20 protein-coding genes are annotated in these 25,672 nt (G+C 64.6%); 12 read left to right on the top strand and 8 right to left on the bottom strand.

The features are described 5' to 3' along the window. Positions 1 to 320 precede the first annotated feature (320 nt). The 11 genes from acnB (at position 321) to cobA (ending at position 16,540) form a co-directional block, all read left to right on the top strand. Positions 321 to 2,930 carry a bifunctional aconitate hydratase 2/2-methylisocitrate dehydratase gene (acnB, locus tag A9513_RS05315; RefSeq protein WP_038803692.1) on the top strand — a complete coding sequence of 870 codons (2,610 nt, stop codon included), beginning with the start codon at positions 321 to 323 and terminating at the stop codon, positions 2,928 to 2,930. Between the two features lie 407 nt (positions 2,931 to 3,337). Beyond that, positions 3,338 to 4,540 (top strand): CmpA/NrtA family ABC transporter substrate-binding protein, encoded by a 1,203-nt coding sequence (locus A9513_RS05310; protein WP_065084184.1) that lies wholly within the window; start codon positions 3,338 to 3,340, stop codon positions 4,538 to 4,540. Positions 4,541 to 4,542: 2 nt separating this feature from the next. After that, positions 4,543 to 5,121 carry an ANTAR domain-containing response regulator gene (locus tag A9513_RS05305; RefSeq protein ID WP_037010417.1) on the top strand — a complete coding sequence of 193 codons (579 nt, stop codon included), beginning with the start codon at positions 4,543 to 4,545 and terminating at the stop codon, positions 5,119 to 5,121. Positions 5,122 to 5,344: 223 nt separating this feature from the next. Next, on the top strand, positions 5,345 to 6,037 hold the full coding sequence (locus A9513_RS05300; protein WP_065084155.1) for a polysaccharide lyase family 7 protein: 693 nt from the start codon (positions 5,345 to 5,347) through the stop codon (positions 6,035 to 6,037). 98 nt (positions 6,038 to 6,135) lie between these two features. Next, positions 6,136 to 6,564, top strand: coding sequence for a thioesterase family protein (locus A9513_RS05295; RefSeq protein WP_024765720.1), 429 nt, complete (start codon positions 6,136 to 6,138; stop codon positions 6,562 to 6,564). 319 nt (positions 6,565 to 6,883) lie between these two features. Further along, on the top strand, positions 6,884 to 8,095 hold the full coding sequence (locus tag A9513_RS05290; protein WP_038803691.1) for a NarK/NasA family nitrate transporter: 1,212 nt from the start codon (positions 6,884 to 6,886) through the stop codon (positions 8,093 to 8,095). Between the two features lie 3 nt (positions 8,096 to 8,098). Next, positions 8,099 to 9,907 carry a bifunctional protein-serine/threonine kinase/phosphatase gene (locus A9513_RS05285; protein WP_255302821.1) on the top strand — a complete coding sequence of 603 codons (1,809 nt, stop codon included), beginning with the start codon at positions 8,099 to 8,101 and terminating at the stop codon, positions 9,905 to 9,907. 272 nt (positions 9,908 to 10,179) lie between these two features. After that, a complete protein-coding gene (gene nirB, locus A9513_RS05280; protein WP_065084154.1) occupies positions 10,180 to 12,630 on the top strand; it encodes a nitrite reductase large subunit NirB in 2,451 nt (816 codons plus the stop codon). A gap of 56 nt (positions 12,631 to 12,686) precedes the next feature. After that, a complete protein-coding gene (gene nirD, locus A9513_RS05275; RefSeq protein ID WP_024765718.1) occupies positions 12,687 to 13,016 on the top strand; it encodes a nitrite reductase small subunit NirD in 330 nt (109 codons plus the stop codon). Positions 13,017 to 13,051: 35 nt separating this feature from the next. Continuing rightward, positions 13,052 to 15,766, top strand: a complete 2,715-nt coding sequence (locus tag A9513_RS05270) for a nitrate reductase (protein ID WP_065084153.1) — start codon at positions 13,052 to 13,054, stop codon at positions 15,764 to 15,766. Between the two features lie 36 nt (positions 15,767 to 15,802). After that, a complete protein-coding gene (cobA, locus tag A9513_RS05265; protein WP_065084152.1) occupies positions 15,803 to 16,540 on the top strand; it encodes a uroporphyrinogen-III C-methyltransferase in 738 nt (245 codons plus the stop codon). A 67-nt stretch (positions 16,541 to 16,607) separates the two neighbouring features. Here cobA and A9513_RS05260 read toward each other — a convergent pair whose 3' ends face one another. From A9513_RS05260 to ppsA, 8 genes are all read right to left on the bottom strand, one after another. Then, positions 16,608 to 17,669, bottom strand: coding sequence for an OmpA family protein (locus A9513_RS05260; RefSeq protein WP_065084151.1), 1,062 nt, complete (start codon positions 17,667 to 17,669; stop codon positions 16,608 to 16,610). Between the two features lie 108 nt (positions 17,670 to 17,777). Beyond that, positions 17,778 to 18,368 (bottom strand): RNA polymerase sigma factor SigX, encoded by a 591-nt coding sequence (sigX, locus tag A9513_RS05255; protein WP_065084150.1) that lies wholly within the window; start codon positions 18,366 to 18,368, stop codon positions 17,778 to 17,780. Positions 18,369 to 18,441: 73 nt separating this feature from the next. Next, positions 18,442 to 19,266 (bottom strand): mechanosensitive ion channel domain-containing protein, encoded by an 825-nt coding sequence (locus A9513_RS05250; protein WP_024765714.1) that lies wholly within the window; start codon positions 19,264 to 19,266, stop codon positions 18,442 to 18,444. A 2-nt stretch (positions 19,267 to 19,268) separates the two neighbouring features. Further along, complete coding sequence (locus A9513_RS05245; RefSeq protein ID WP_037010426.1) at positions 19,269 to 19,517, bottom strand: hypothetical protein; 249 nt, start codon at positions 19,515 to 19,517, stop codon at positions 19,269 to 19,271. 54 nt (positions 19,518 to 19,571) lie between these two features. After that, on the bottom strand, positions 19,572 to 20,570 hold the full coding sequence (locus A9513_RS05240; protein ID WP_024765712.1) for a zinc transporter ZntB: 999 nt from the start codon (positions 20,568 to 20,570) through the stop codon (positions 19,572 to 19,574). Positions 20,571 to 20,671: 101 nt separating this feature from the next. Further along, a complete protein-coding gene (rraA, locus tag A9513_RS05235) occupies positions 20,672 to 21,160 on the bottom strand; it encodes a ribonuclease E activity regulator RraA (protein WP_024765711.1) in 489 nt (162 codons plus the stop codon). A gap of 96 nt (positions 21,161 to 21,256) precedes the next feature. Continuing rightward, the gene (locus A9513_RS05230; protein WP_065084149.1) at positions 21,257 to 22,231 is read right to left on the bottom strand and encodes an alpha/beta fold hydrolase; all 975 of its coding nucleotides are present in this window, start codon (positions 22,229 to 22,231) and stop codon (positions 21,257 to 21,259) included. Between the two features lie 65 nt (positions 22,232 to 22,296). Continuing rightward, positions 22,297 to 24,666 carry a phosphoenolpyruvate synthase gene (gene ppsA / locus A9513_RS05225; protein WP_038803688.1) on the bottom strand — a complete coding sequence of 790 codons (2,370 nt, stop codon included), beginning with the start codon at positions 24,664 to 24,666 and terminating at the stop codon, positions 22,297 to 22,299. 166 nt (positions 24,667 to 24,832) lie between these two features. Between ppsA and A9513_RS05220 the strand changes: the two genes are divergently transcribed. Further along, on the top strand, positions 24,833 to 25,651 hold the full coding sequence (locus A9513_RS05220; protein WP_017516884.1) for a pyruvate, water dikinase regulatory protein: 819 nt from the start codon (positions 24,833 to 24,835) through the stop codon (positions 25,649 to 25,651). The last annotated feature ends 21 nt before the right edge of the window (positions 25,652 to 25,672 follow it).

Here is a 25,672-nt window from a genome sequence, read left to right as displayed (position 1 = left end):
GGGCTGCCGCAAATCGGCTTACCAAGGCCCATTAATTCCATTAGAATGGCTGCGCCTTTTTGGCGTCATTGTCCGAAAGAAGCTGTTTTCAAAGCGTCACGAAGCACAGATTCCGGCAGCCGCGCGGTCTGGGCGCCTCCCTCAAGCGCCCAGCCCCATCAGTCCCTGGCCACCCCGGCGTAAAACTTTGAAAACAGCTTCTGCCCGGAGATCGCCGGTGCCGTCGTAGGTCAGTGGATTACCGTCCACCATGCCTGACGAATGGATCGGAGAGGTCTCCTGGATACGCGTCCTCCGGGACCACTGATGAGGGAAATACTGTGCTTGAAGCCTATCGCAAACACGTAGAAGAGCGTGCCGCCCAGGGCGTCGTGCCCCAGCCGCTGAACGCCGAACAGACCGCTGGTCTGGTCGAACTCCTGAAGAACCCGCCGGCCGGCGAAGAAGAATTTCTCCTCGACCTGATCACCAACCGCGTACCGCCGGGCGTGGACGAAGCTGCCTACGTCAAGGCCGGCTTCCTGTCCGCCGTTGCCAAGGGTGAAGCCACTTCCCCGCTGATCTCCAAGACCCGCGCCCTCGAGCTGCTGGGTACCATGCAGGGCGGCTACAACATCGCCACCATGGTGGAGCTGCTGGACAACGCCGAGCTGGCCGAAGTCGCCGCCGCGCAACTGAAGCACACCCTGCTGATGTTCGACGCCTTCCACGACGTCGCCGAGCGTGCCAAGAAAGGCAACGCTGCCGCCAAGGCCGTGCTGCAGTCCTGGGCCGATGGCGAGTGGTTCAAGGCCCGTCCGGCCGTCGCCGAGAAGCTGACCCTGACCGTGTTCAAGGTCCCCGGCGAAACCAACACCGACGACCTGTCCCCCGCTCCGGACGCCTGGTCGCGCCCCGACATCCCGCTGCACGCCCTGGCCATGCTGAAAATGGCCCGCGACGGCATCGAGCCGGTCCAGCCGGGCTCCGTCGGCCCGCTGAAGCAGATCGAAGCCGTGAAGGCCAAGGGCTTCCCGGTCGCCTACGTCGGTGACGTGGTCGGCACCGGTTCGTCCCGTAAATCCGCCACCAACTCGGTGCTGTGGTTCTTCGGCGACGACATCCCCTACGTGCCGAACAAGCGCGCTGGCGGCTTCTGCTTCGGCACCAAGATCGCCCCGATCTTCTACAACACCATGGAAGACGCCGGCGCCCTGCCGATCGAATTCGACTGCACCAACCTGGCCATGGGCGACGTCATCGACGTGTACCCGTACGAAGGCAAGGTCGTGCGTCATGACAGCGGCGAAGTGGTCACCACCTTCGAGCTGAAGACCCCGGTTCTGCTCGACGAAGTCCGCGCCGGCGGCCGTATCCCGCTGATCGTTGGCCGTGGCCTGACCGAGAAGGCCCGTGCCGAGCTGGGCCTGGCTCCGTCCGACCTGTTCAAGAAGCCGGAAGCCCCGGCAGACAGCGGCAAGGGCTTCACCCTCGCCCAGAAGATGGTTGGCCGCGCCTGCGGTCTGGCCGAAGGCCAGGGCGTACGTCCGGGCACCTACTGCGAACCGAAGATGACCACCGTCGGTTCCCAGGACACCACCGGCCCGATGACCCGCGACGAGCTGAAAGACCTGGCTTGCCTGGGCTTCTCCGCCGACCTGGTGATGCAGTCCTTCTGCCACACCGCTGCTTATCCGAAGCCGATCGACGTCAAGACCCACCACACCCTGCCGGACTTCATCATGACCCGCGGCGGTGTCTCCCTGCGTCCGGGCGACGGCATCATCCACAGCTGGCTGAACCGCATGCTGCTGCCTGACACCGTCGGCACCGGCGGCGACTCGCACACCCGCTTCCCGATCGGCATCAGCTTCCCGGCCGGTTCCGGCCTGGTGGCCTTCGCCGCTGCCACCGGCGTCATGCCGCTGGACATGCCCGAATCGGTTCTGGTGCGCTTCAAGGGCAAGCTGCAACCGGGCATCACCCTGCGTGACCTGGTCCATGCGATCCCCTACTACGCGATCCAGGCCGGCCTGCTGACCGTCGAGAAGAAGGGCAAGAAGAACATCTTCTCCGGCCGCATCCTCGAGATCGAAGGTCTGAACGACCTGACCGTCGAGCAAGCCTTCGAGCTGTCCGACGCCTCCGCCGAGCGTTCGGCTGCCGGTTGCACCATCAAGCTGCCGGAAGAGGCCATCGCCGAGTACCTGAAGTCCAACATCACCCTGCTGCGCTGGATGATCGGCGAAGGCTACGGCGACGCCCGCACCCTGGAGCGCCGCGCGCAAGCGATGGAAGCCTGGCTGGCCAACCCGCAACTGCTGGAAGCCGACAAGGACGCCGAATACGCCGCGGTCATCGAGATCGACCTGGCCGACGTCAAGGAGCCGGTACTCTGCGCTCCGAACGACCCGGACGACGCCCGTCTGCTGTCCAGCGTACAAGGCCGCAAGATCGATGAAGTCTTCATCGGCTCCTGCATGACCAACATCGGTCACTTCCGCGCTGCCGGCAAACTGCTGGACAAGGTCAAGGGTGGCATTCCGACCCGTCTGTGGCTGGCTCCGCCGACCAAGATGGACGCCCACCAGCTGACCGAGGAAGGCTACTACGGCATCTACGGCAAGGCCGGCGCGCGCATGGAAATGCCGGGCTGCTCGCTGTGCATGGGTAACCAGGCTCGCGTACAAACCGGTTCGACCGTGGTCTCCACCTCGACCCGTAACTTCCCGAACCGCCTGGGCGACGCCACCGACGTGTTCCTGGCATCCGCCGAGCTGGCCGCCGTTTCCTCGATCATCGGCAAGCTGCCGACCGTCGAGGAGTACATGGCCTACGCGAAGGACATCGACAGCATGTCTGCCGATATCTACCGCTACCTGAGCTTCGACCAGATCGCCGAGTTCCGTGAAGCGGCAGCCAACGCGAAGATCCCGGCCCTTCAGGTCTGAGTGATCCCAGCGTGACGAAAAGCCCCGCCTGAGTGCGGGGCTTTTCTTTTGCAGATCCCGAAATAGACGCCTGCCGCCCGCCCCTAACGATGGGCCTAATACTTATTGACCGCTTGCGCCCCGGGCCTCGAGGTCTAAGGTGGACAACAGGCTCCTGCCGATTTCCGTGCCCAGGTGCCCTTGTGGAACCCTCCAGAGGTGCGCTCCCTTCCTCTGCGCCCCGCTCTCCATGGCGGGGCTTCTTTTTTCCGCCGCTTCCCTGGCACAGCCCTTGCTCCGCTTTCATAAACGGTGATCCAACGGCGGGTCGCCCTCTGACAATGGCGTCGCTGCCACCGCCCCTCGAAGGCCGGTGGAGCGGCGCCTTTTTGTATTGAGCGTGCATGAGCGCGCGTTCAGAGGTGGAGATGATCGACAGTACCAGCGCACTGCCGGGCAACCTGGCCTGGGTAGCCGGCTCCGATGCCCCGGAGAAGGCCGCGCTCAACCTGGGCTTCATGGCCCTCACCGATTCCGCCTCCCTGGTGGTGGCCGCAACCCAGGGCTTCGGCCAGCCCTACGGCCTGACCTTGAACCTGCAACGCCAAAGCTCCTGGGCCGGCCTGCGCGACCGCCTGCTGAACGGCGCGCTCGATGCGGCGCAAAGCCTCTACGGCCTGATCTACGACCTGCAACTGGGCCTGGGCGGCGCCCCCGCCACGGACATGGCCGTGCTCATGGGCCTGTGCCAGAACGGCCAGTCGATCAACCTTTCCGCCCCCTTGATGCGCGACGGCGTGACCTCTGCTGAAGCACTGCAAAGCCATGTGCGCCAGAACGGTGCGCAACTCACCCTCGCCCACACCTTCCCCACCGGCACGCACGCGATGTGGCTCTACTACTGGCTGGCCGCCCACGGCATTCATCCGCTGCAGGACGTGCGCAGCCTGGTGGTGCCGCCAGCGCAGATGGTCGAGCACCTCAGGGCCGGACGCATCGACGGCTTCTGCGCCGGTGGCCCCTGGGGCGCGCTGGCCGTGGACGAAGGCATGGGTTTCACCCTCGCCACCAGCCAGCAGATCTGGCCCGACCACCCGGAAAAGGTCCTGGGCACCACCCGCGCCTTCGTCGAGCAATACCCCAACACGGCTCGCGCGCTGGTGATGAGCCTTCTCGATGCCAGCCGCTTCATCGAAGCCAGCCAGGACAACCTGCGCAGCGCCGCCCGGCTGATCAGCAGCGAGGACTATGTCGACGCCCCGCTCGCCAGCATCGAACCGCGCCTGCTCGGCCGCTACCAGGACGGCCTCGGCCACGCCTGGCAGGACGCGCACCCGCTGCGCTTCTTCAACGACGGGCAGGCGAACGTCCCCTGGCTCTCCGACGGATTGTGGTTCATGACCCAGTTCCGCCGCTGGGGCCTGTTGCGCGAGGACGTCGACTACCTCGGCATCGCTCGTCAGGTCCAGCAGTTCGCGCTGTACCGCGAAGCCGCCAGCGCCCTGGGTGTCAGCGTGCCGGACAGCGAAATGCGCACCTCCACCCTGATCGACGGTCGCCTCTGGGATGGCAGCGATCCGGCCGGCTATGCCCGCAGCTTCGAGCTGAATGTCCTGGCGGAACGAGGTTGAGCATGCTGCGCGTTCTGCTGATCAACGACACCCCGAAGAAGGTCGGGCGCCTCAGGGCTGCCCTGGTGGAGTGCGGCTTCGAAGTGATCGACGAATCCGGCCTCACGGTCGATCTCGCGCAGCGGGTGGAAGCCCTGCGCCCCGATGTGATCCTCATCGACACCGAATCCCCCGGCCGCGACGTGATGGAGCAGGTGGTGCTGGTCAGCCGCGACCAGCCACGCCCCATCGTCATGTTCACCGACGAGCACGACCCGCAGGTGATGCGTCAGGCCATCCGCTCCGGGGTCAGCGCCTACATAGTCGAGGGCATCCAGGCCCAGCGCCTGCAGCCGATCCTCGACGTCGCCATGGCCCGCTTCGAGAGCGACCAGGCCCTGCGCGCCCAACTACAGGCCCGCGAGCAGCAACTGGCGGAGCGCAAGCGCATCGAGCTGGCCAAGGGACTGCTGATGAAAATGAAGGGCTGCGCCGAGGCGGAGGCCTACACCCTGATGCGCCGTCAGGCCATGGGCCGACAGCAGAAGCTGTCGCAGGTGGCGGAACAGATCATCGCGATGCATGAAATGCTCGGGCACTGAGACCGGCCATCTGCCAGCGACGGCACGGCGCGATCATTTCGCCAGCCGCCAAGCTGGCCCCTGCCCTCCCGGCAACATCCTATGCTGCGCCCGCCCGGCTCGAGACCGGGCCCCCGGAGCGTCATCGGCAGGGTTCGATGGCGCATCGCAGTGGCCGCCGCCGGCTAGGCACCTCGGCGCCCACCCGACCTCGCCGCACACGCGGCTCAGCAAGGGCAAGCCCATGATCGACCTCAGCACCTGGAACCTCAGCGTTCCCACCGACCCACGCCCCACCGAAGTCACCACCGAGCAGATCGCCAGGGGCTACCAGAGCCGCTACTTCAAGAGAGACGGCAACCAGCTGGTGTTCTGGGTGCCCGTCACCGGCTCGCACACCTCCGACAGCGTCTATCCCCGCAGTGAACTGCGCGAGACAACCACCGCCGGCGAAGTCGCCAACTGGTACTACAACCAGGGCGACAACGAGCTGCGCGTGACCATGAGCGTCCAGCAGGTGCCATCGAAGAACAAGATCATCATCGGCCAGATCCACAGCCGCTCGCCCTATACCGGTGATGGCGAACCACTGGTCAAGCTGCAGTACCACTATCTGCCAACCTTGGCGAGCGGGCGACTCGAAGCCCTGGTACGCAACCACCCCGACGACAGGGCCAGCATCAATGTGCCGCTGATCGACAACATCGCGCTGGATCAGGCCTTCAACTACAGCCTGCGCGTCACCTCGGTGGGCAACCTGGCCATTCGCGTGGAAACCTCCGACGGCCGCGCCAACTACTACCGCAAGATCCTCAGCACCACCTGGTCCAAGCAACTGCTCTACTTCAAGGCCGGGGCCTATATCAACGACAACTACGGCAACAGCGGCGAGGGTGCGCGGGTGACCGTCTTCCACCTGAACATGGCGCATCGCTGACCCGCCATTCAGTGGCCTGATGAGGCGCGGGAGCAGCGGACTGCGCGTAGAATGCGCGGCACATCCGCACTACCCGCCGCCTTGTCACCGAGATCGCCATGGCCCGCCTGAAACTGGAATTCCCCGAAGAACTGTTCATCTACAGCACCAAGCTCACCGTCCGCGTCACCGACATCAACGGCGCCAACCACCTGGGCAACGACTCGATGATCTCGATGATCTCCGAGGCCCGCGCGCGCTTCCTGTTCGACTACGGCATCCGCGAGACCGGCATCATCGTCACCGACCTCGCCACCACCTACCGCGCCGAAGCCCACGCCCGCGACCAGTTGCTGTTCGAGGTCGGCGTCATGGATTTCAACAAGTACGGCGGCGACATCATCTTCCGCATCACCCGCCCGGCCGACGGAACCCTGGTGGCGATGGCCAAGTCCGGCTTCGTGTTCTTCGACTACAAGATCGGCAAGGTCGTGGAGATACCGACGGCATTCCGCGACACCTTCCCCAACGTCAACTGGATCGCCTGACGCTCCAGCAGGGCGCGCGCCATCCATCGGAGCGCCCCACGTTGGATCATTGCTGATCCCACCTCGTCCGGCATCGCCCTGATCCGTCGGGGTTCTGTCACCTTGGCCCGCACCTTGCTCAGTAAAGGGCGGCGGTAGTCAACGGCGATTACCCAACCTACGACAAAGGCGTCGCATCCACACCCGCAGCTTGCGGTGGGTGGAGCGACGCCTTTTTCGTTTGCCCCGGCGCAGGGGCTCAGCAGGACCTTTCCCGAGCCCGGCGGCTGCCACGTGAGCGCCTGACCGGAGCCCTCAACCGTTGCTGATGAGGTGTTCGATGAACACGAGTTTCTGGAAAGCCGGCCATGCGCCGACCCTCTTCGCCGCCTTCCTGTATTTCGACCTGAGCTTCATGGTCTGGTACGTCCTCGGCCCGCTGGCCGTGCAGATCGCCACCGACCTGCAACTGACCACCCAACAGCGTGCGCTGATGGTCGCCACGCCAATCCTCTCCGGCGCCATCCTGCGCTTCCTGATGGGCCTGCTGGCCGATCGCTGGTCACCCAAGGCCGCGGGCATCCTCGGTCAGATCATCGTCATCTGCGCGCTGTTCGGCGCCTGGCAGCTGGGCATCCACAGCCTGGAGCAGGCGATGATCCTCGGTGTGCTGCTGGGCATGGCCGGCGCCTCGTTCGCCGTGGCGCTGCCACTGGCCTCGCAGTGGTACCCGCCACAGCACCAGGGCAAGGCCATGGGCATCGCCGGCGCGGGCAACTCCGGCACGGTGCTGACGGCCCTGTTCGCCCCGGCCATCGCTGCCGCCTTCGGCTGGCAGAACGTTTTCGGCTTCGCGCTGATCCCGCTACTGGCCACCCTGCTGGTGTTCGCCCTGCTCGCCCGCAACGCCCCGGAGCGGCCGCCGGTCAAGTCTCTGGCGGATTACCTGAAGGCCCTGGGCGACCGTGACAGCTGGTGGTTCATGTTCTTCTACAGTGTGACCTTCGGCGGCTTCCTCGGCCTGGCCAGCACCCTGCCCGGTTACTTCCACGACCAGTACGGCCTCGACCCGGTGAAAGCCGGCTACTACACCGCCGCCTGCGTCTTCGCCGGCAGCCTGATGCGCCCGCTGGGCGGTGCCCTGGCCGATCGCATCGGCGGCATCCGCAGCCTGCTGGTGATGTACACCGTCGCCGCTATCTGCATCGCCGCCGTGGGCTTCCACCTGCCCAGCGCAGTGGCCGCGCTCAGCCTCTTCGTGGTGGCCATGCTCAGCCTGGGCGCGGGCAACGGAGCGGTATTCCAGCTGGTGCCGCAACGCTTCCGCCAGACCATCGGCGTGATGACCGGTCTGATCGGCATGGCCGGCGGCATCGGCGGCTTCTGCCTGACGGCCGGCCTGGGTGCGATCAAGCAGGCTACCGGTGACTACCAGATCGGCCTCTGGCTGTTCGCCAGCCTCGGCGTACTGGCCTGGTTCGGCCTGCACGCGGTGAAGGCTCGCTGGCGCACCACCTGGGGCAGCGCGGCCGTTACCGCGGCGCGGGTCTGAACGATGCGCCCTTGTAGGAGCGAGCTAGCTCGCGAACCGCTTGCTGCGGAGGTCACCGAGGAAGGCGTTCGCGAGGCCGACTCTGTTCCCGACAATATTCGGCATTCCCCACTTCCCTGTGGGTCACAAGCTCGCTCCTGCAATGAGCTGCGCCTGAGCTTCGCCCAGGCCAGCGCCACCGGCCCGCGCGCCGAGAACCAGGACGCCCTGCGGGTGGTCACCCCGCCCGCCGGACTGGCCGCCAGCAAGGGGCACCTGTTCGCCATCGCCGACGGCGTCAGCCAGTGCGCCGACGGCGGCCTGGCCGCGCGCCTGACCCTGCAGGCGCTGGCCGCCGACTACTACGCCACTCCCGAGACCTGGGCCGTCGCCCAGGCCCTCGACCGCCTGCTGATCTCGCAGAACCGCTGGCTGCAGGCCAACGGCGGCGGCCAGCCGCTGCTCACCACCCTCACCGCGCTGGTCCTGCGGGGCCGGCGATTCACCCTTGCCCATGTCGGCGATTGCCGCCTGTACCGCTGGCACGCAGGCGTTCTGGATTGCCTGACCCAGGATCACGTCTGGGAACAACCCGGCATGCAACACGTGCTCAAGCGCGCACTGGGCCTGGACCAACACCTGGTGGTGGACTACCGCGACGGAGAACTGGAAGCCGGGCAACGCTTCCTGCTGGTCAGCGACGGCATCTGGGCCGCCCTGGGCGACAGTGCCATCCAGCGCCTGCTGGAGGACGCACAGAGCCTGCAAGCCTGCGTCGACGCACTGGTCAGCGCCGCCCACCTGGCCGGCAGCCAGGACAACGCCAGCGCCCTGCTGCTGCAGGTGGACGAACTGCCGCCCGCGGGCCTCGGCGACGCCCTTGCCCAACTCGTCCTCTGGCCAGCGTCGCCCTCGCTCAGAGACGGCCAGGAATTCGAGGGCTGGCAGGTCGAAGGCAAGCTGGCCCAGTCCCGCCAGTCGCTGATCTACCGCGTGCGCGACCGGCAGAATCGTCCCTGGCTGCTCAAGACCTTGCCGCCAGCGCTGCGCGATTCTCCGGAAGCCGCCCAGTCGCTGCTGCTGGAGGAATGGTTTCTGCGTCGCGTGCAAGGCCGCTACTTCCCCGAACTGCACAGCCTGCCGCAGCGCCAGCACCTCTATTACGTGATGCGTGAGTATCCGGGGCAGACGCTGGACGAGCACCTGAAACGCAACGGCCTGCTGAACCTGCCCGACTGGCTCGACCTCGCCCAGCGCCTGCTACGTGGCCTGGGCCAACTGCACAGGCGCAACATCCTGCACCGCGACATCAAGCCGGAAAACCTGCATTGGGCCGACGACGGCGAACTGCGCCTGCTGGACTTCGGCCTCGCCTACTGCCCCGGATTGTCGCAGGAAGACCCGCACGACCTGCCCGGCACCCCGAGCTACCTGGCGCCGGAATCCTTCCAGGGCGCGCCGCCGGATGCGCGCCAGGACCTCTACGCCGCCGGTGTCACGCTGTATCGACTGTTCTGCGGCCAATATCCCTATGGCGAGATCGAAGCCTTCCAGCATCCGCGTTTCGGCACGCCCGCACCGGCCAGCCGCTATCGCCCGGATATACCAGCCTGGCTCGACGACTGGCTGGCAAAGCTGACCGCCGCCCAGCCGCAGCAGCGCTTCGAGACCGCCGAGGAATGCCTGCTCGCCCTGGAACAAGGCGAACGGCAGGCACCAGCGCGTCCGCGCCCCCTGCTGGAGCGCGAGCCGCTGAGAGTCTGGCGCGGCGTTGCCCTCGCCTCCCTGGCGATCAACCTGGGGTTGCTGCTCTGGTTGTTGCACCAGGGCTAAGGGCGCACCAGTTCGGCCCAGAACGCATCACCGCAGTGCAGCAAAAACGACGATTCTCCGGGCGATCTACCTGAAAGCCCCGGAAACCGGAGATCGAGCAAGTTGGCACAGCCCCTGCAATAACCGTTTCAACAATCTACAAAAGCGCGTCCCTCAACGAAGAGGCTCGCACTTCCCGATCGAACGGGACTTGGACAAAGGCGTCCTCGCTGGGTAACCGGCGGGACGCCTTTTTTGTTTTCCGTGATTTTTCCGTGACGCGGAGCCCTGACATGAAAAAGCTCAAGCTCGTACTGATCGGCAACGGCATGGCCGGCGTACGCACCCTCGAAGAACTGCTGAAGATCGCGCCCGCCCTCTACGACATCACCGTGTTCGGCGCCGAGCCCCACCCCAACTACAACCGCATCCTGCTCTCCCCCGTGCTGGCCGGCGAGCAGGCCTTCGAGGACATCGTCCTCAACGACCTCAACTGGTACAGCGAGAACGGCATCCGCCTGCTGCTCAACCGCAAGGTCACCCGCATCGACCGCCATCGTCGCAAGGTGTACGCCGAAGATGGCACCGAGGCCGAGTACGACCGCCTGCTGATCGCCACCGGCTCCAACCCCTTCATCCTGCCGGTGCCGGGCAGCCGCCTGCAGGGCGTGATCGGCTACCGCGACATCGCCGACACCCAGACCATGATCGACACCGCCGGCACCCGTAGCCACGCGGTGGTCATCGGCGGCGGCCTGCTCGGCCTGGAGGCGGCCAACGGCCTCAAGCAACGCGGCATGGACGTCACCGTGGTGCACCTCTCCGACTGGCTGCTGGAGCGCCAGCTGGACCGCACCGCCGGCAAGCTGCTGCAGGAAGCGCTGGAATCGCGCGGCATCCACTTCCGCCTGAACACCCACACCGAAGAGCTGATCGACGACGGCAGCGGCCGCGTCTGCGCCATCCGCTTCAAGGACGGCGAAGTGATCGCCGCCGACCTGGTGGTGATGGCTGCCGGCATCCGCCCCAACACCGAACTGGCGGAAAAGACCGGCCTGCCCTGCAACCGCGGCATCCTGGTGAACGACACCCTGCAGACCTACGACCCGCGCATCTACGCCCTGGGCGAATGCGCCAGCCACCGCGGCATCGCCTACGGCCTGGTGGCGCCGTTGTTCGAGCAGGCCAAGGTCTGCGCCAACCACCTGGCCATGCTCGGTTTCGCCCGCTACCAGGGCTCGGTGACCTCCACCAAGCTCAAGGTCACCGGCATCGACCTGTTCTCCGCCGGTGAATTCATGGGCGGCGAAGGCACCGAGACCATCACCCTCTCCGACCCCATCGGCGGCGTGTACAAGAAACTGGTGATCAAGGACGACGTGCTGGTCGGCGCCTGCCTCTACGGCGATACCGCCGACGGCGGCTGGTACTTCCGGCAGATCCGCGAGAACCACAACGTCGCGCAGATCCGCGACCACCTGATGTTCGGCGAAAGCAGTCTGGGCGACGTCGGCCACCAGGGCCAAAGCAGCGCGGCGAGCATGCCCGACAGCGCCGAAGTCTGCGGCTGCAACGGCGTGTGCAAAGGCACCATCGTCAAGGCGATCCAGGAGAACGGCCTGTTCAGCGTCGACGAGGTGAAGAAGCACACCAAGGCCGCCAGTTCCTGCGGCTCCTGCGCAGGGCTGGTCGAACAGATCCTCATCAGTACCGTGGGCGGCGCGGCGGACGTGAAGCCCAAGAGCGAGAAAGCCATCTGCGGCTGCAGCGACCTCAACCACGGCCAGGTACGCCAGGCGATCCGCGACCATCACCTGATCAGCCTGGGCAGCGCCATGCGCTTCATGGAGTGGCGCACTCCGGACGGCTGCGCCACCTGCCGCCCGGCACTCAACTACTACCTGATCTCCACCTGGCCAGGCGAGGCGAAGGATGACCCGCAGTCGCGCCTGATCAACGAACGCGCCCACGCCAACATCCAGAAGGACGGCACCTACTCGGTGGTCCCGCGCATGTGGGGCGGCGTCACCAATGCCGCCGAACTGCGGCGCATCGCCGACGTCGCCGACAAGTACCAGGTGCCCATGCTCAAGGTTACTGGCGGCCAGCGCATCGACCTGCTGGGCATCAAAAAGGATGACCTGCCGGCAATCTGGAAGGAGTTGGACATGCCCTCCGGCCATGCCTACGGCAAATCCATCCGCACCGTGAAGACCTGCGTGGGCAGCGAGTTCTGCCGCTTCGGCACGCAGAATTCGACCCAGTTGGGCATCGACCTGGAGCACGACCTGTTCAACATGTGGTCGCCGCACAAGGTCAAGCTGGCGGTCTCCGGCTGCCCGCGCAACTGCGCCGAAGCCGGTATCAAGGACATCGGCATCATCGGCGTGGATTCGGGCTGGGAGCTGTACATCGGCGGCAACGGCGGAATCAAGACCGAGGTGGCGGAGTTCTTCGTCAAGCTCAAGACCGCCGACGAGGTGCGCGAGTACAGCGGCGCCTTCCTCCAACTCTACCGCGAGGAAGCCTTCTACCTCGAGCGCACCGTGCACTACCTGCAACGGGTCGGCATGCAGCACATCAGGAAGGCCGTGCTCGACGACGCGGAGAACCGCCAGGCGCTCAATGCACGCCTGCAATTCTCCCTGTCGCTGGAGCAGGACCCGTGGCAGGAGCGCATCGCCCAGCAACCGCTGAAGAAGGAATTCGAGCGGATTCCGCTAAAGCAGCTGGAGCCCGCCTGAGTGCCCGCCGGGCCCCACCATCGGGGCCCTTACTACCCGATTGCCGGAGACACCCCATGAACTGGTTCGACATCTGCGCCCTGGACGACATCAACCCGCTGGGCTCGCGCGTCATCGCCGGCCCCCAGGGCGACATCGCGATCTTCCGCACCTCTGACGACGAAGTCTTCGCCCTCGATGACCGCTGCCCGCACAAGGGCGGCCCTTTGTCCCAGGGACTGATCTACGGCAAGCGCGTGGCCTGCCCCCTGCACAACTGGCAGATAGAGCTGGCCAGCGGTGAAGCCGTGGCTCCCGACCAGGGCTGCGCCCATCGCCACGAGGCGAAGGTCGAGGATGGCCGCGTGCTGCTGGCCCTGCGCGGCGACCTCGCCCACTGCGCGTGATTTCCCGTGCTTCTGATTCAGAGCGAGGCTGCGCCATGACCAACAACCGTCGCACCACCGCATCCACCTGCTGTTACTGCGGCGTAGGTTGCGGCGTACTGATCGAACACGACGACGAGCGCATCCTGGGCGTACAGGGCGACCCACAGCATCCAGCCAACTTCGGCCGCCTGTGCAGCAAAGGCTCGACCCTGCACCTCACCGGCGATGAAGATGCCCGCGCGCAGTTCCCCGAGCTGCGCCTGGGCAAGGGCCTGGCTCGTAGCCGAACAGACTGGGATACGGCGCTGGAACACGCCGCTGGCGTTTTCGCCGAAACCATCCGCGAGTACGGGCCGGATAGCGTGGCCTTCTATGTGTCCGGCCAGTTGCTCACCGAGGACTACTACGCCTTCAACAAGCTGGCCCGCGCCCTGGTCGGCACCAACAACATCGACAGTAACTCGCGCCTGTGCATGTCCTCGGCGGTGGTCGGCTACAAGCGCAGCCTCGGCGCAGACGCCCCGCCCTGTAGCTACGAGGACATCGAACTGGCCGACTGCGTGATGATCGCCGGCAGCAACATGGCCTACGCCCACCCGGTGCTGTTCCGCCGCCTGGAAGAAGCCCGCGCGCGACGCCCGGAAATGAAGCTGATCGTCATCGACCCGCGCATCACCGACACCACGGAGGCGGCCGATCTGCACCTGGCGATCCTGCCCGGCACCGACGTCGCGCTGTTCCACGGCATTCTGCACATCCTGCTCTGGGAAGGCTGGATCGACCGCGCCTTCATCGACACCCACACCGAGGGTCTGGATGAGCTGAAAGCACTGGTGCGCGACTACGGCCCGCTGGCCGTGGCGGAAATCTGCGGCATCGCCGTGGGCGACCTGCAACGTGCCGCGCAGTGGATCGGCCAGGCGCCCGCCTTCCTCTCGCTCTGGTGCATGGGGCTCAACCAGTCCAGCGCCGGCAGCGCCAAGAACAGCGCGCTGATCAATCTGCACCTGGCTACCGGGCAAATCGGCCGCCCCGGCGCCGGCCCCTTCTCCCTCACCGGCCAGCCCAACGCCATGGGCGGCCGCGAAACCGGCAGCCTGTCCAACCTGTTGCCCGGACACCGCGAAGCCTCGAACGCCGAACACCGCGCGGAAGTCGCCGCTTACTGGGGAGTCGAAAAGCTCCCGGAAAATCCCGGCCTGAGCGCCATCGAACTCTTCGATGCGGTCCGCGACGGCTGCATCAAGGCCCTGTGGATCGCCTGCACCAATCCGGCCCAATCACTGCCGGACCAGACTCGCGTGCGCGAAGCCCTGGCCGCCTGCCCCTTCATCATCGTCCAGGAAGCCTTCACCACCAGCGAGACCTGCCAGTACGCCGACCTGCTGCTGCCGGCCGCCAGTTGGGGCGAGAAGGAAGGCACGGTGACCAACTCCGAACGCCGCATCAGCCACGTGCGCCCGGCCGTTCCCGCCATCGGTGAGGCCCGGGCGGACTGGAGCATCGTCTGCGATTTCGCCCGCCGCCTGGAGCAACACCTGCGTCCCGGCGAGCCCAGCCTGTTCGATTTCACATCGCCGTCCGCGCTATTCGACGAATACAAGCTGCTGACCGGTAAGCGCGACCTAGACCTCTCCGGCATCGACTACGCGCTGCTGGACACCCATGGTCCGCAGCAGTGGCCCTTCCGCCCCGGCGCGCTGCTCGGCACCGAGCGCCTGTATGGCGACGGACAGTTCCCCACCATCAATGGGCGCGCCCGGCTGATTGCCGAACCCTATCGCGCACCGAAGGAGAAGCGCGATGCGCGCTATCCGCTGATCCTCAACACTGGCCGCTTGCGCGATCAGTGGCACGGCATGACCCGCACCGGCACAGCGCCGCAACTGTTCGGCCACGTCGAAGAAGCCGTGCTCGGGCTGCACCCGGACGAACTGCGCCGCCGGCGCATCAGCGACGGCCAACTGGTCCGTCTGCACAGCCGCCGCGGTGAACTGGTGCTGCCGGTGCAGGCCGACGAGCGTTTGCGCCCCGGCCAGGCCTTCCTGCCCATGCACTGGGGCGACCGCTATCTCAAGGGGCTCGGCATCAACGTCCTGACCCTGCCTGCCGTGGACCCGCTATCACGCCAACCCGAACTGAAGCACGCCACGGTCGAGGTCAGTCGAATCGAATTGCCCTGGCAGTTCTTCGCCCTGGTGGAAGGCGAGGTGCAGAAGCGCTTCGATGCCTTGCGCCCGCTGTTCGAAGACCTGCGCTACGCCAGCTTCAGCCCCACCGGCCGCGAGCGACCGGCACTGGTGATCCGCGCTGCGCACGTCGAGGCACCCAGCGCGGAGTGGCTGGCCCGCATCGATACTCTGCTCGGCCTGTCCGACGGCCCGGTCATGGCCTATGACGACCCGCGCCGCACCGTCGGCAAACGCGTGCGTATCGAACAATCGCGAATTGTCTCGCTGCGCCTAGCCGGCGAAACCGCCGCCCGCGCCTGGCTGCGCGAATTGTGGAAAGAAGGCCGCGCCGACCAAGAACTGCGCCGCTGGCTGCTCGCCCCGCTCAGCGCCGCCCCTGGCAATGCTGGGGCGGCCGCGGATAAGACATTGTGCAACTGCCTGAACGTCAGCCAACGCCGCATACAAGCCGGCATTGACCAGGGCCTGGACCTGGAAGGCCTCAAATGCGAACTCAAGTGCGGGACCGCCTGCGGCTCCTGCGTACCGGAAATCAAGCGCCTGCTGGCCCGCAAGCCGCTGGCGGCGACCGCCTGAAGCGAGCCGCGAAGACGGCTGCCTGAGGAGAACGACATGAGTGGAAAAGTCTGGCTGATCGGCGCCGGTCCCGGCGACCCGGATCTGCTGACCCTGAAGGCCGTCCGCGCCATGGCCCAGGCCGAGGTGGTGCTGATCGACGACCTGGTGAATCCCGCCGTGCTGGAGCACTGCTCGTCCGCGCGGGTAATTTCCGTCGGCAAGCGCGGCGGCTGCCGCTCCACACCACAGGACTTCATCCACCGCCTGATGCTGCGCTACGCAAGGCAGGGTCGCCGGGTGGCGCGCCTGAAAGGCGGCGACCCGTGCATCTTTGGCCGTGGCGGCGAAGAGGCAGACTGGCTCAAGGCAAGGGGAATCGAATGCGAACTGATCAATGGCATCACCGCCGGACTGGCAGCCGCTACCCAATGCGGCATTTCCGTGACGCTACGCGGCGTCAGCCGTGGAGTGACCCTGGTGACCGCCCACACCCAGGACGATAGTCCGCTGAATTGGCGAGCCCTGGCCGAAGGCGGGACGACCCTGGTGGTGTACATGGGTGTGGCGAAACTGGCGGAAATCCGCGACGGGCTGATCGAAGGCGGCATGGCTGCCTGCACACCAGTGGCGATGATCGAGAACGCATCCCTGCCCGCCCAACGCGAATACCGCAGCCAGTTGGGCGACATGCTGGAAGACGCCCAGCACTTCGCCCTGAAGAGCCCGGCAATCCTGGTGGTCGGCGAAGTCGCAGCCGCTGCGCAGCAGGCAATACTAGCCCGTAGCGCCTGAGCCTCACTTTCCTGCAGGCAAAGAAAAACCCGGCCTAGGCCGGGTTTTTCTCAGGAGCTCGGACCGATTACTGCTTGGCCTGGGCTTCTACTTCGGCTTCTACGCGGCGGTTAACAGCGCGGCCTTCGGCAGTTGCGTTGTCAGCAACCGGACGGGACTCACCGTAACCAACAGCGTTTACGCGGCCGCCTTCAACACCGTACTCGTTGACCAGTACGTCACGAACGGCGTTGGCACGACGCTCGGACAGTTTCTGGTTGTAGGCGTCGGTGCCGACGGAGTCGGTGTGGCCTTCAACGGTGGTGGAGGTGGACGGGTACTGCTTCATGAAGTCAGCCAGGTTTTTGATGTCAGCGTAGCTGTTCTCTTTAACCTTGGACTTGTCGAAGTCGAACTTCACGTCCAGCTGAACGCGAACGACTTCAGCCACAGCCGGGCAGCCGTTGGCGTCAACGGTGACGTTGGCCGGGGTGTTCGGGCACTTGTCGACGTTGTCGCAGACGCCGTCGTTGTCGGAGTCGGAGCAGACTTCAGCAACCGGCTCGGGAGCCGGGGCCGGCTTGGCGCCGCCACCGAAGTTCATACCAACGCCCAGGCCTGCCATCCACTCGCCCTGGTGACCGTTGTCACGCTTCTCCAGGCCGTACTGACCGTCGAGGCTGGCTTTGGCGTAGAAGTTTTCGGTGAAGTAGTACTTCAGACCGGTACCGATCATGACCATGGTCAGGTTCTGACGGCCACCGTTGTCGGAGTTGATGTTGGTCAGGCTCTGGTGGCCAACGCCGGCGGAAACGTACGGACGCAGGTTGCCAGCACCCGGAGTGCCGAAGTGGTAGATGGCGTCCAGAGTGCTCAGGTTGCCATGGACCTTCTTGTTGCCGGTCTCGTAGGTGCCACGTACGTCGTGGTACTCACCGTAGGACAGAGCCAGCTCGACGTCGTCGGTCAGGAAGTAGCCGACCGAGCCGCCGTACAGGTCGGCGTTCTTCATGTTGCGGGTGCTGTCGGTGAAGTAGCGCTTGCCGAAAGCTTCGACTTCGACGGCGCCCTGGCCTTGAGCGAACGCGTTGACAGCGGCGGTGGCGATCAGCGAGCCAACTACGACGCCTAAGGTGTTCTTCAGTTTCATCCGTTAAATCCCCATCTTGGTGGTCAATAAGTTGTCCAACCATAGGCCGTACAACTTGGGTGGCAAGTTTATCAGAACTTCCCAAACAGAGAGACAATATTTCCCCGACTAAGATTCCGTCACATTGGAAAACTTTTCTCTCATTCGATCGAGTGCACGCTTGTAGCGCATTTTCGTGGCGCTAAGCCCCATGTGCATGATATCGGCGATCTCCTGGAACTCCAGTTCAGCTACAAATCGAAGGACTAGGATTTCCCGATCAATGGGATTGACATGAACTAGCCAGCGGTCTAGCCCACCCCGTTCTTCGACTTTCGGAGACTTCTCTTCAGATGCCTCCTCGACTGGATCCAGACTCAGCGCATCGAGCAATCTGCGTTTGCGCCGCTCCTTCCGATACTGGGTTATGCACTCGTTGTAAGTGATGCTGTACAGCCAGGTCTTGAACTTCGATTTGCCCTCGAAGTTCTTCAGACCATACAACACCTTGAGCATGACCTCTTGACACACATCATCGGCGTCCCGGTCGTTGCCCAGGTAGCGCGCGCAGACGTTGAACAGCGTGCGCTGGTAACGGCGCATCAGCTCTTCGTAGGCCCGCGTCACGTGGTAAAGCTCCTCGTGAGAACGCGCCACCAGCTCCTCATCGGTGAGCTGGCGCGGGTCATAGCGCACGGACAATGATTGCGGCTTGTTCAAGTTGGGTCGGGCCAGGTCAAGTCAGCGTCCGGCGCGGCTTTCGGGAAGCCGGACCGGCAATCGGTCATCATCTTCAGCGACTGGTCACACGCTGATCGAGCAGGATGCGGTTGGCGATCGACACCAGCTCACCCTCGTCTGTCAGCAGAATAGTCTTGATGGTACCAATTTCCTCGATGATGCCTTCGACATCCGCCACTTTCACCTGTTGTCCGACCTGATACAGCTCACGCACGTAGATCCCCGCGATAATCTGCCCCGCCACTTCGCGACTGCCCAAGCCCAGCGCCAGCGCAGCGGCCAGACCGATGGTGATCAGCACGATGGCGATGATGTAGTTCAACAGGTCGGTCTTCACCTCGAGCTGGCCGATGGCGACCGAGATGCTGATGATGATGACCAGCCACTGAGCGACACGACCCAGGCCGTTGGAGTATTCGAGGCCGACGCCATCGGCAGCGCCACGCACCAGGCTGTTGGCCAGTTGGGCGAGCAGGATGCCGACGATCAGCACCAGTGCTGCGCCGAACACCTTGGGCAGGTACAGCGCGAGCATGTCCAGGGTCGCCGAGACACGCTGAAGGCCCAGGGACTCCGCGGCAGAGACGAGGAACACCAGCAGCACGAACCAGTAGATGATCTTGCCGATCAGGGTCGAAACCGGCACCTGAATCCCGGCGCGCGACAGCAGCTTGGTCAGGCCGGTACCTGCCATCAGGCGGTCGAGGCCGAGCTTGGCGAGCAACTTGGAAAGCAGCGCGTCCAGCAGCTTGGCGACGACGAAGCCGAGCAGCACGATCACCAGTGCGGCGAGTAGGTTCGGGATGAACCCGGCCAGCTTGCCCCACAGGGTGTTCATCGCGGTGAGCAGGCTTTGCGTCCAGATGTCGAATTGCATGTTCAGTCGGCCTTGTCAGCGGAAGGGGCGGAATTCTGCGCGTGGCGCGAGACGGGTGCAAGGTGTGCGGCGCCACGGCTCACGCCGATGGACAGGGCCTGGAACCAGTGCCCAATCAGGCTGAACAGATCGCCCGCGCCCACCTGGCGGTTGGCGGTCTTGAGCACGCGGTCCAGGCGCGAATCGTCGCCCGGCTGTTCCGGGGGCATTCGCAGCAGATCGCGCAAGGATTCTTCAAATGGGTCGTGCATACGCACCTCGCCTGTGTGAGGTGCTTGACGCCCCCACCACCTCGAAAGTCACACCTAGAGCCAACGCAGGCGGCGGAAGATCCACCATTGGAATGTCGCCAGACCACCGATCAACAGGCAGGCGGCGACGAACCCATACGGCGCATCCGCACCCGGAATGCCACCGACGTTGATGCCCAGAAGCCCGGTCACGAAGCTCATGGGCAGGAAAAAGCCGGTGATGATACCAAGCAGGTACATGGTGCGGTTCATTCGCTCGGTAATTCGACGATGTTCGGCTTCCTGGATCAGGCTGATGCGCTCTCGGACAAGCTCCAGCTCTTCCAGGTTGCGGGTCAGGCGGTTGTACAACTCGTTCCAGTAATCGGCGTCGTCGGCGACCGTCCAGGACAGCTTGAACTTGACCATCTGCGAGTAGATCTCCCGCTGGGGCGCGAGATATCGCCGCAGGCCTGCGGCACGTCGACGCAGGGTGCGTAACTGATGCTGATCGGGAATGCTGCGCTCGTCCTCCTCGATGGCTTCTTCCATGGCGTCAAGCTGGTCGGCCAGGCCGCCGATCAGGGTATCCACGCGATCGGTGAGGTAATGGGCCAGGTAGAGGACGACTTCCGACGCGGTCTTGGGGCCGCGCCCCGCATCCAGGTCGGCGCGCAGGTCAGCCACGGCCTTGAGCGGACGCAAGCGCAGGGAAATCACGCGTTGCGACTCGGCATAGACCCGCAGCGAGACCATGTCCTCCGGGACCGCACCGGGATTCAGGTTCACCCCGCGCAGGAACAGCAGCAGGCGCTCGCCGCCCAGGTCCACCAGGCGCGGTCGTGTCGCCTCCTCCAGCAGCAGGTCGCAGGCGAACTCGTTCAGCCCGCTGGACTCGCGTAACCAGGCCTGGGCTTCGGGCACACCGCGATCCCAGTGCACCCAGAGGCTTTCCTCGGGCTTGAGGTCCAGCAGCGGCAATTCGCTACGGGTGATCCGCCGACCGCCACCATGGCCATCCAGCACGAAGCCGTCGATCAACCCGCGCTCCGTGCCGCTTTCGTACTGCTGCATGCCCTCTCCCCTCGCTCCAGATCGTGTGAACGCAGCCCCATGAAAAATGCCGGAAGCTTCCGCTCCCGGCATTGACTCGAAACCTTGTGGGAAGGTTCGAATTATTCCGGCATTTTCAACGCCTTAGGCGAAACGATGATGCCGTTGTTGTCGGCATAGACGAACTCGCCAGGGCGGAAGGTGATGCCGCCGAAGGTCACGGCGACGTTCAGGTCGCCGATGCCGCGCTTGTCGGTCTTCATCGGGTGGCTGGCCAGTGCCTGCACGCCCAGATCGGTCTGCGCGATCACGTCGACGTCACGGATGCAGCCGTACACCACGATGCCTTCCCAGCCGCTCTTGGCGGCTTTCTCGGCGAGCATGTCGCCCAGCAGCGCGCGACGCAGCGAGCCGCCGCCATCCACCACGAGCACCTTGCCCTTGCCATCCTTCTCGACCTGCTCCTTGACCAGCGAGTTGTCCTCGAAGCACTTGATGGTGACAATCTCGCCACCGAAGGAGTCCCGCCCGCCGAAGTTGCTGAACATCGGCTCGACGACCTGGACCAGCTCCGGGTAGGCATCGCACAGATCGGGGGTGACGTAATGCATGGAGACGCTCCTCTTGATGAAATCCGCCAGGGTTTCAGGCCTGGATGTGACCGAAAGCCGCAATGGCGTCACAGTCTACTCCCTGCCACGCCAAGCTCAAGCCTGCGCCAGAGCGCCCTGCCCCGCTGGCAGGCAACCGTGCTCCAGCCAATGCTGCAGCTGTGGCCAGACTTCGCGCTGGGCGCCCTTGCTGATCAGCATGTCAACGTGGCCGAAATCCTCGGAGAAGCCTTGACGACGCCCCAGGTGCAGATATTCACGCACCTCGGAGCCAAACTGCTCCAGTAGCTTGCGGCAGGCCCAGGCCGGGTCCTGGATGTCGCCATCGGAGCCGACCGCCAGAACCGGCACGGAGACTTTCTGCAGCCCGGCCCACCAGTCATTGCCCTTCTCGCCGAAACGGCCGAACAGGCTGTACCAGTGCAGGGCCTCCAGCGCCAGGCCCAGCGGCTCGTCCTCCGGCCCACGCTTGAGTCGGGCCCCGGACAGGCCGCCCATGCGCTTGAGCAGGAACCGCCCGCTCCACGCCACCGGGGGCAACTTCAGCGGCCAGTAGGTGCGACTGACCTGGCTCCCGCAAAGCGCCGCACTGGCCGCTTGCTGATCACCCAGGTAACCACCACCCAGGGCGGCGGCGAGGGTCACGCCGCCCAGGGAGTGGCCGAGCCAATGCGGCACCTGGCCACTCTGCTCGACCACGAAATTGGCGATGGCCGGCAGGTCGAAGCGCGCGTAGTCGGCGACCCGGTTACGGTCGTAGTCCTCGTTGCGCGGCGACAGGCCGTGGCCACGCATTTCCGCGATCCACACGTCGAAGCCGGCACGCGCCAGGTGGGCACCCAGCCCGATGCCCTTGGGCGAGAACCAGAAGCGCCGATTGGAGAAACTGCCATGCAGCAGAATCACCGGTACGCCTCGACGCCCGTCTGGAAGGCCGAGACGGGTGACCGCCAGCTCGACGCTGGAGTCAGGGCTGTTATTGGGCTTGAGGCGGTAGACGTCCTCGGTGAGGTCGCCACGCAGTTCGGCGCTCACGAGCGCGACGGGAAAGAGTTGACTGCTGCTTTGCATGGAATCTATTGCACAAAAAAGGGCGGGTGAAATCACCCGCCCTTCTCAGGATGGTAAGGGAAACGTCAAGCCTGGCCTTCGGCGAGGAAGAACCAGGTATCGAGGACCGAGTCGGGGTTCAGCGACACGCTCTCGATGCCCTGCTCCATCAGCCACTTGGCGAGGTCCGGATGGTCCGACGGGCCCTGGCCGCAGATGCCGATGTACTTGCCGGCGCGGTTGCACGCCTGGATGGCGTTGGACAGCAGCTTCTTCACCGCCGGGTTACGCTCGTCGAACAGGTGCGCAACGATGCCCGAGTCACGGTCCAGGCCCAGGGTCAGCTGGGTCAGGTCGTTGGAGCCGATGGAGAAGCCGTCGAAGAACTCGAGGAACTCGTCGGCCAGCAGGGCGTTGGACGGCAGTTCGCACATCATGATGACGCGCAGGCCGTTCTCACCACGCTTGAGACCGTTGGTGGCCAGCAGATCGACGACCTGGGAGGCTTCGCCCAGGGTGCGCACGAACGGCACCATCAGCTCGACGTTGGTCAGGCCCATTTCGTTGCGGACCTTCTTCATCGCACGGCATTCGAGCTCGAAGCAGTCACGGAAGGATTCGCTGATGTAGCGCGAGGCGCCACGGAAGCCGAGCATCGGGTTCTCTTCTTCCGGCTCGTAGAGCTTGCCGCCGATCAGGTTGGCGTATTCGTTGGACTTGAAGTCCGACAGACGCACGATGACTTTCTTCGGCCAGAAGGCAGCGGCCAGGGTGCTGACACCCTCGACCAGCTTCTCGACGTAGAAGCCGACCGGATCGTCGTAACCGGCGATGCGCTTCTCGACGCTTTCCTTGATGTCCGCAGGCAGGCTGGCGAAGTTCAGCAGCGCCTTGGGGTGCACGCCGATCATGCGGTTGATGATGAATTCCAGACGAGCCAGGCCCACGCCTTCGTTCGGCAGCTGGGCGAAGTCGAAGGCGCGATCGGGGTTGCCGACGTTCATCATGATCTTGAACGGCAGGTCGGGCATGGCATCGACCGAGTTCTGACGAACGTCAAAGCCCAGCTCGCCCTCGTAGATCAGGCCGGTATCGCCTTCCGCGCAGGACACGGTCACACGCTGGCCATCCTTCAGCGCCTGGGTGGCGTTACCGCAGCCGACGACAGCCGGAATACCCAGTTCACGGGCGATGATCGCAGCGTGGCAGGTACGGCCGCCACGGTTGGTGACAATGGCGCTGGCGCGCTTCATCACGGGCTCCCAGTCCGGGTCGGTCATGTCGGAGACCAGCACGTCGCCCGGCTGGACCTTGTCCATCTCCGAGACGTCGTGGATCACCTTCACCGGACCGGCGCCGATGCGCTGACCGATGGCGCGGCCTTCGACCAGGACCTTGCCTTTTTCCTTGAGCAGGTAGCGCTCCATCACGTTGGCGCTGGAACGGCTCTTCACGGTTTCCGGACGGGCCTGCACGATGTACAGCTTGCCGTCGTCACCGTCCTTGGCCCACTCAATGTCCATCGGACGCTCGTAGTGCTTCTCGATGATCAGGGCCTGCTTGGCCAGTTCGGTCACTTCGGCGTCGGACAGGGCGAAGCGGGCGCGATCGGCCTTCTCCACATCGACCACCTTGACCGATTTACCGGCCTTGGCTTCGTCGCCGTAGATCATCTTGATGGCCTTGCTGCCCAGGTTGCGGCGCAGGATGGCCGGCCGGCCGGCTTCCAGGGTCGGCTTGTGGACGTAGAACTCGTCGGGGTTCACCGCGCCTTGCACCACGGTCTCGCCGAGGCCGTAGGCACCAGTGATGAACACCACGTCACGGAAACCGGATTCGGTATCCAGGGTGAACATCACCCCGGCGGTGCCGGTTTCCGAACGAACCATGCGCTGCACGCCGGCGGACAGGGCGACCAGCTTGTGGTCGAAGCCCTGGTGGACACGGTAGGCGATGGCACGGTCGTTGAAGAGGGAGGCAAAGACTTCCTTGGCCGCGCGGATCACGTTGTCCACGCCGCGGATGTTCAGGAAGGTTTCCTGCTGGCCGGCGAAGGATGCATCCGGCAGGTCTTCGGCGGTGGCGGAGGAACGCACGGCAACGGCCATGTTGTCATTGCTGCCGGCCATCTCGGCAAAGGCCTTGCGGATCTCAGCATCGAGGCGCTCGGGGAACTCGGCGTCCATCACCCACTGGCGGATCTGCGCGCCGGTCTTGGCCAGGGCGTTGACGTCATCCACGTCCAGGGCATCGAGCGCCGCGTGGATGCGATCGTTCAGGCCACTCTGCTCGAGGAAGTCACGGTAGGCCTGGGCGGTAGTGGCAAAGCCACCCGGTACGGAAACGCCGGCACCGGCGAGGTTGCTGATCATTTCGCCCAGGGATGCGTTCTTGCCCCCCACATGTTCGACATCGTGGACGCCGAGCTTATCGAGGGAAACTACGTACTCTACCAAGGTGATCTCTCCACTAAGTGTTGGAAAAGGTCATACGAGTCGGAGCGGCCCCACCCTTCTGGCCGGAGCCGGAAAAATGGGTGAGAATGCCCCGGCAAAGGGCCTTGCAAACGTGGGGCCTATCATAACCAGGATTCGATCCTACCTAATAAGGCCCGCAGCGCACATGAAACGAACTGCATTCTTCATTTCCGACGGCACCGGCATCACTGCCGAAACCCTCGGCCAGAGCCTTCTGGCGCAGTTCGAGAACATCAACTTCACCAAACTGACGCGACCTTACATCGATACCGAAGAAAAAGCGCGCGTTATGGTACAGCAAATCAATCGAGCTGCGGAGGCGGACGGGGCAAGACCGATCATCTTCGATACCATCGTCAATCGTGAGATCCGTTCGGTCTTGGCGCAATCCAACGGTTTCATGATTGACATCTTCTCGACCTTTTTGTCCCCGCTCGAGCAAGAATTATCCTCAGACTCGTCGTATTCCGTCGGAAAATCCCACAGCATCGGCCATAACCCGCATTACATGGAGCGGATCGATGCGGTGAACTTCGCCCTCGACAACGACGACGGCGCCCGCACCCACTACTACGACAAGGCCGACCTGATCCTGGTCGGCGTCTCGCGTTGCGGCAAGACGCCCACCTGCCTCTATATGGCCCTGCAATACGGCATCCGTGCGGCCAACTACCCGCTGACCGAAGAGGACATGGAGCGCCTGCAGCTGCCCAATGCGCTCAAGCCCTACAAGCACAAGCTGTTCGGCCTGACCATCGACCCGGACCGACTCACCGCCATCCGCCACGAACGCAAGCCCAACAGCCGCTACGCCAGCTTCGCCCAGTGCGAGTTCGAAGTTCGCGAGGTGGAGAACCTGTTCCGCCGCGAGAACATCGCCTACATCAATTCCACACATTTCTCGGTGGAGGAAATCTCCGCGAAGATCCTGGTGGAAAAAGGTGTCGAGCGCCGCCTGAAGTAATCCCTCCGAGACTCATCGCCT

The sequence above is a fragment of the Pseudomonas sp. AU12215 genome, from assembly GCF_001675465.2.
Classification (GTDB): Bacteria; Pseudomonadota; Gammaproteobacteria; order Pseudomonadales; family Pseudomonadaceae; genus Pseudomonas; species Pseudomonas nitroreducens.
This window is presented reverse-complemented; position numbering and strand designations above follow the sequence as displayed.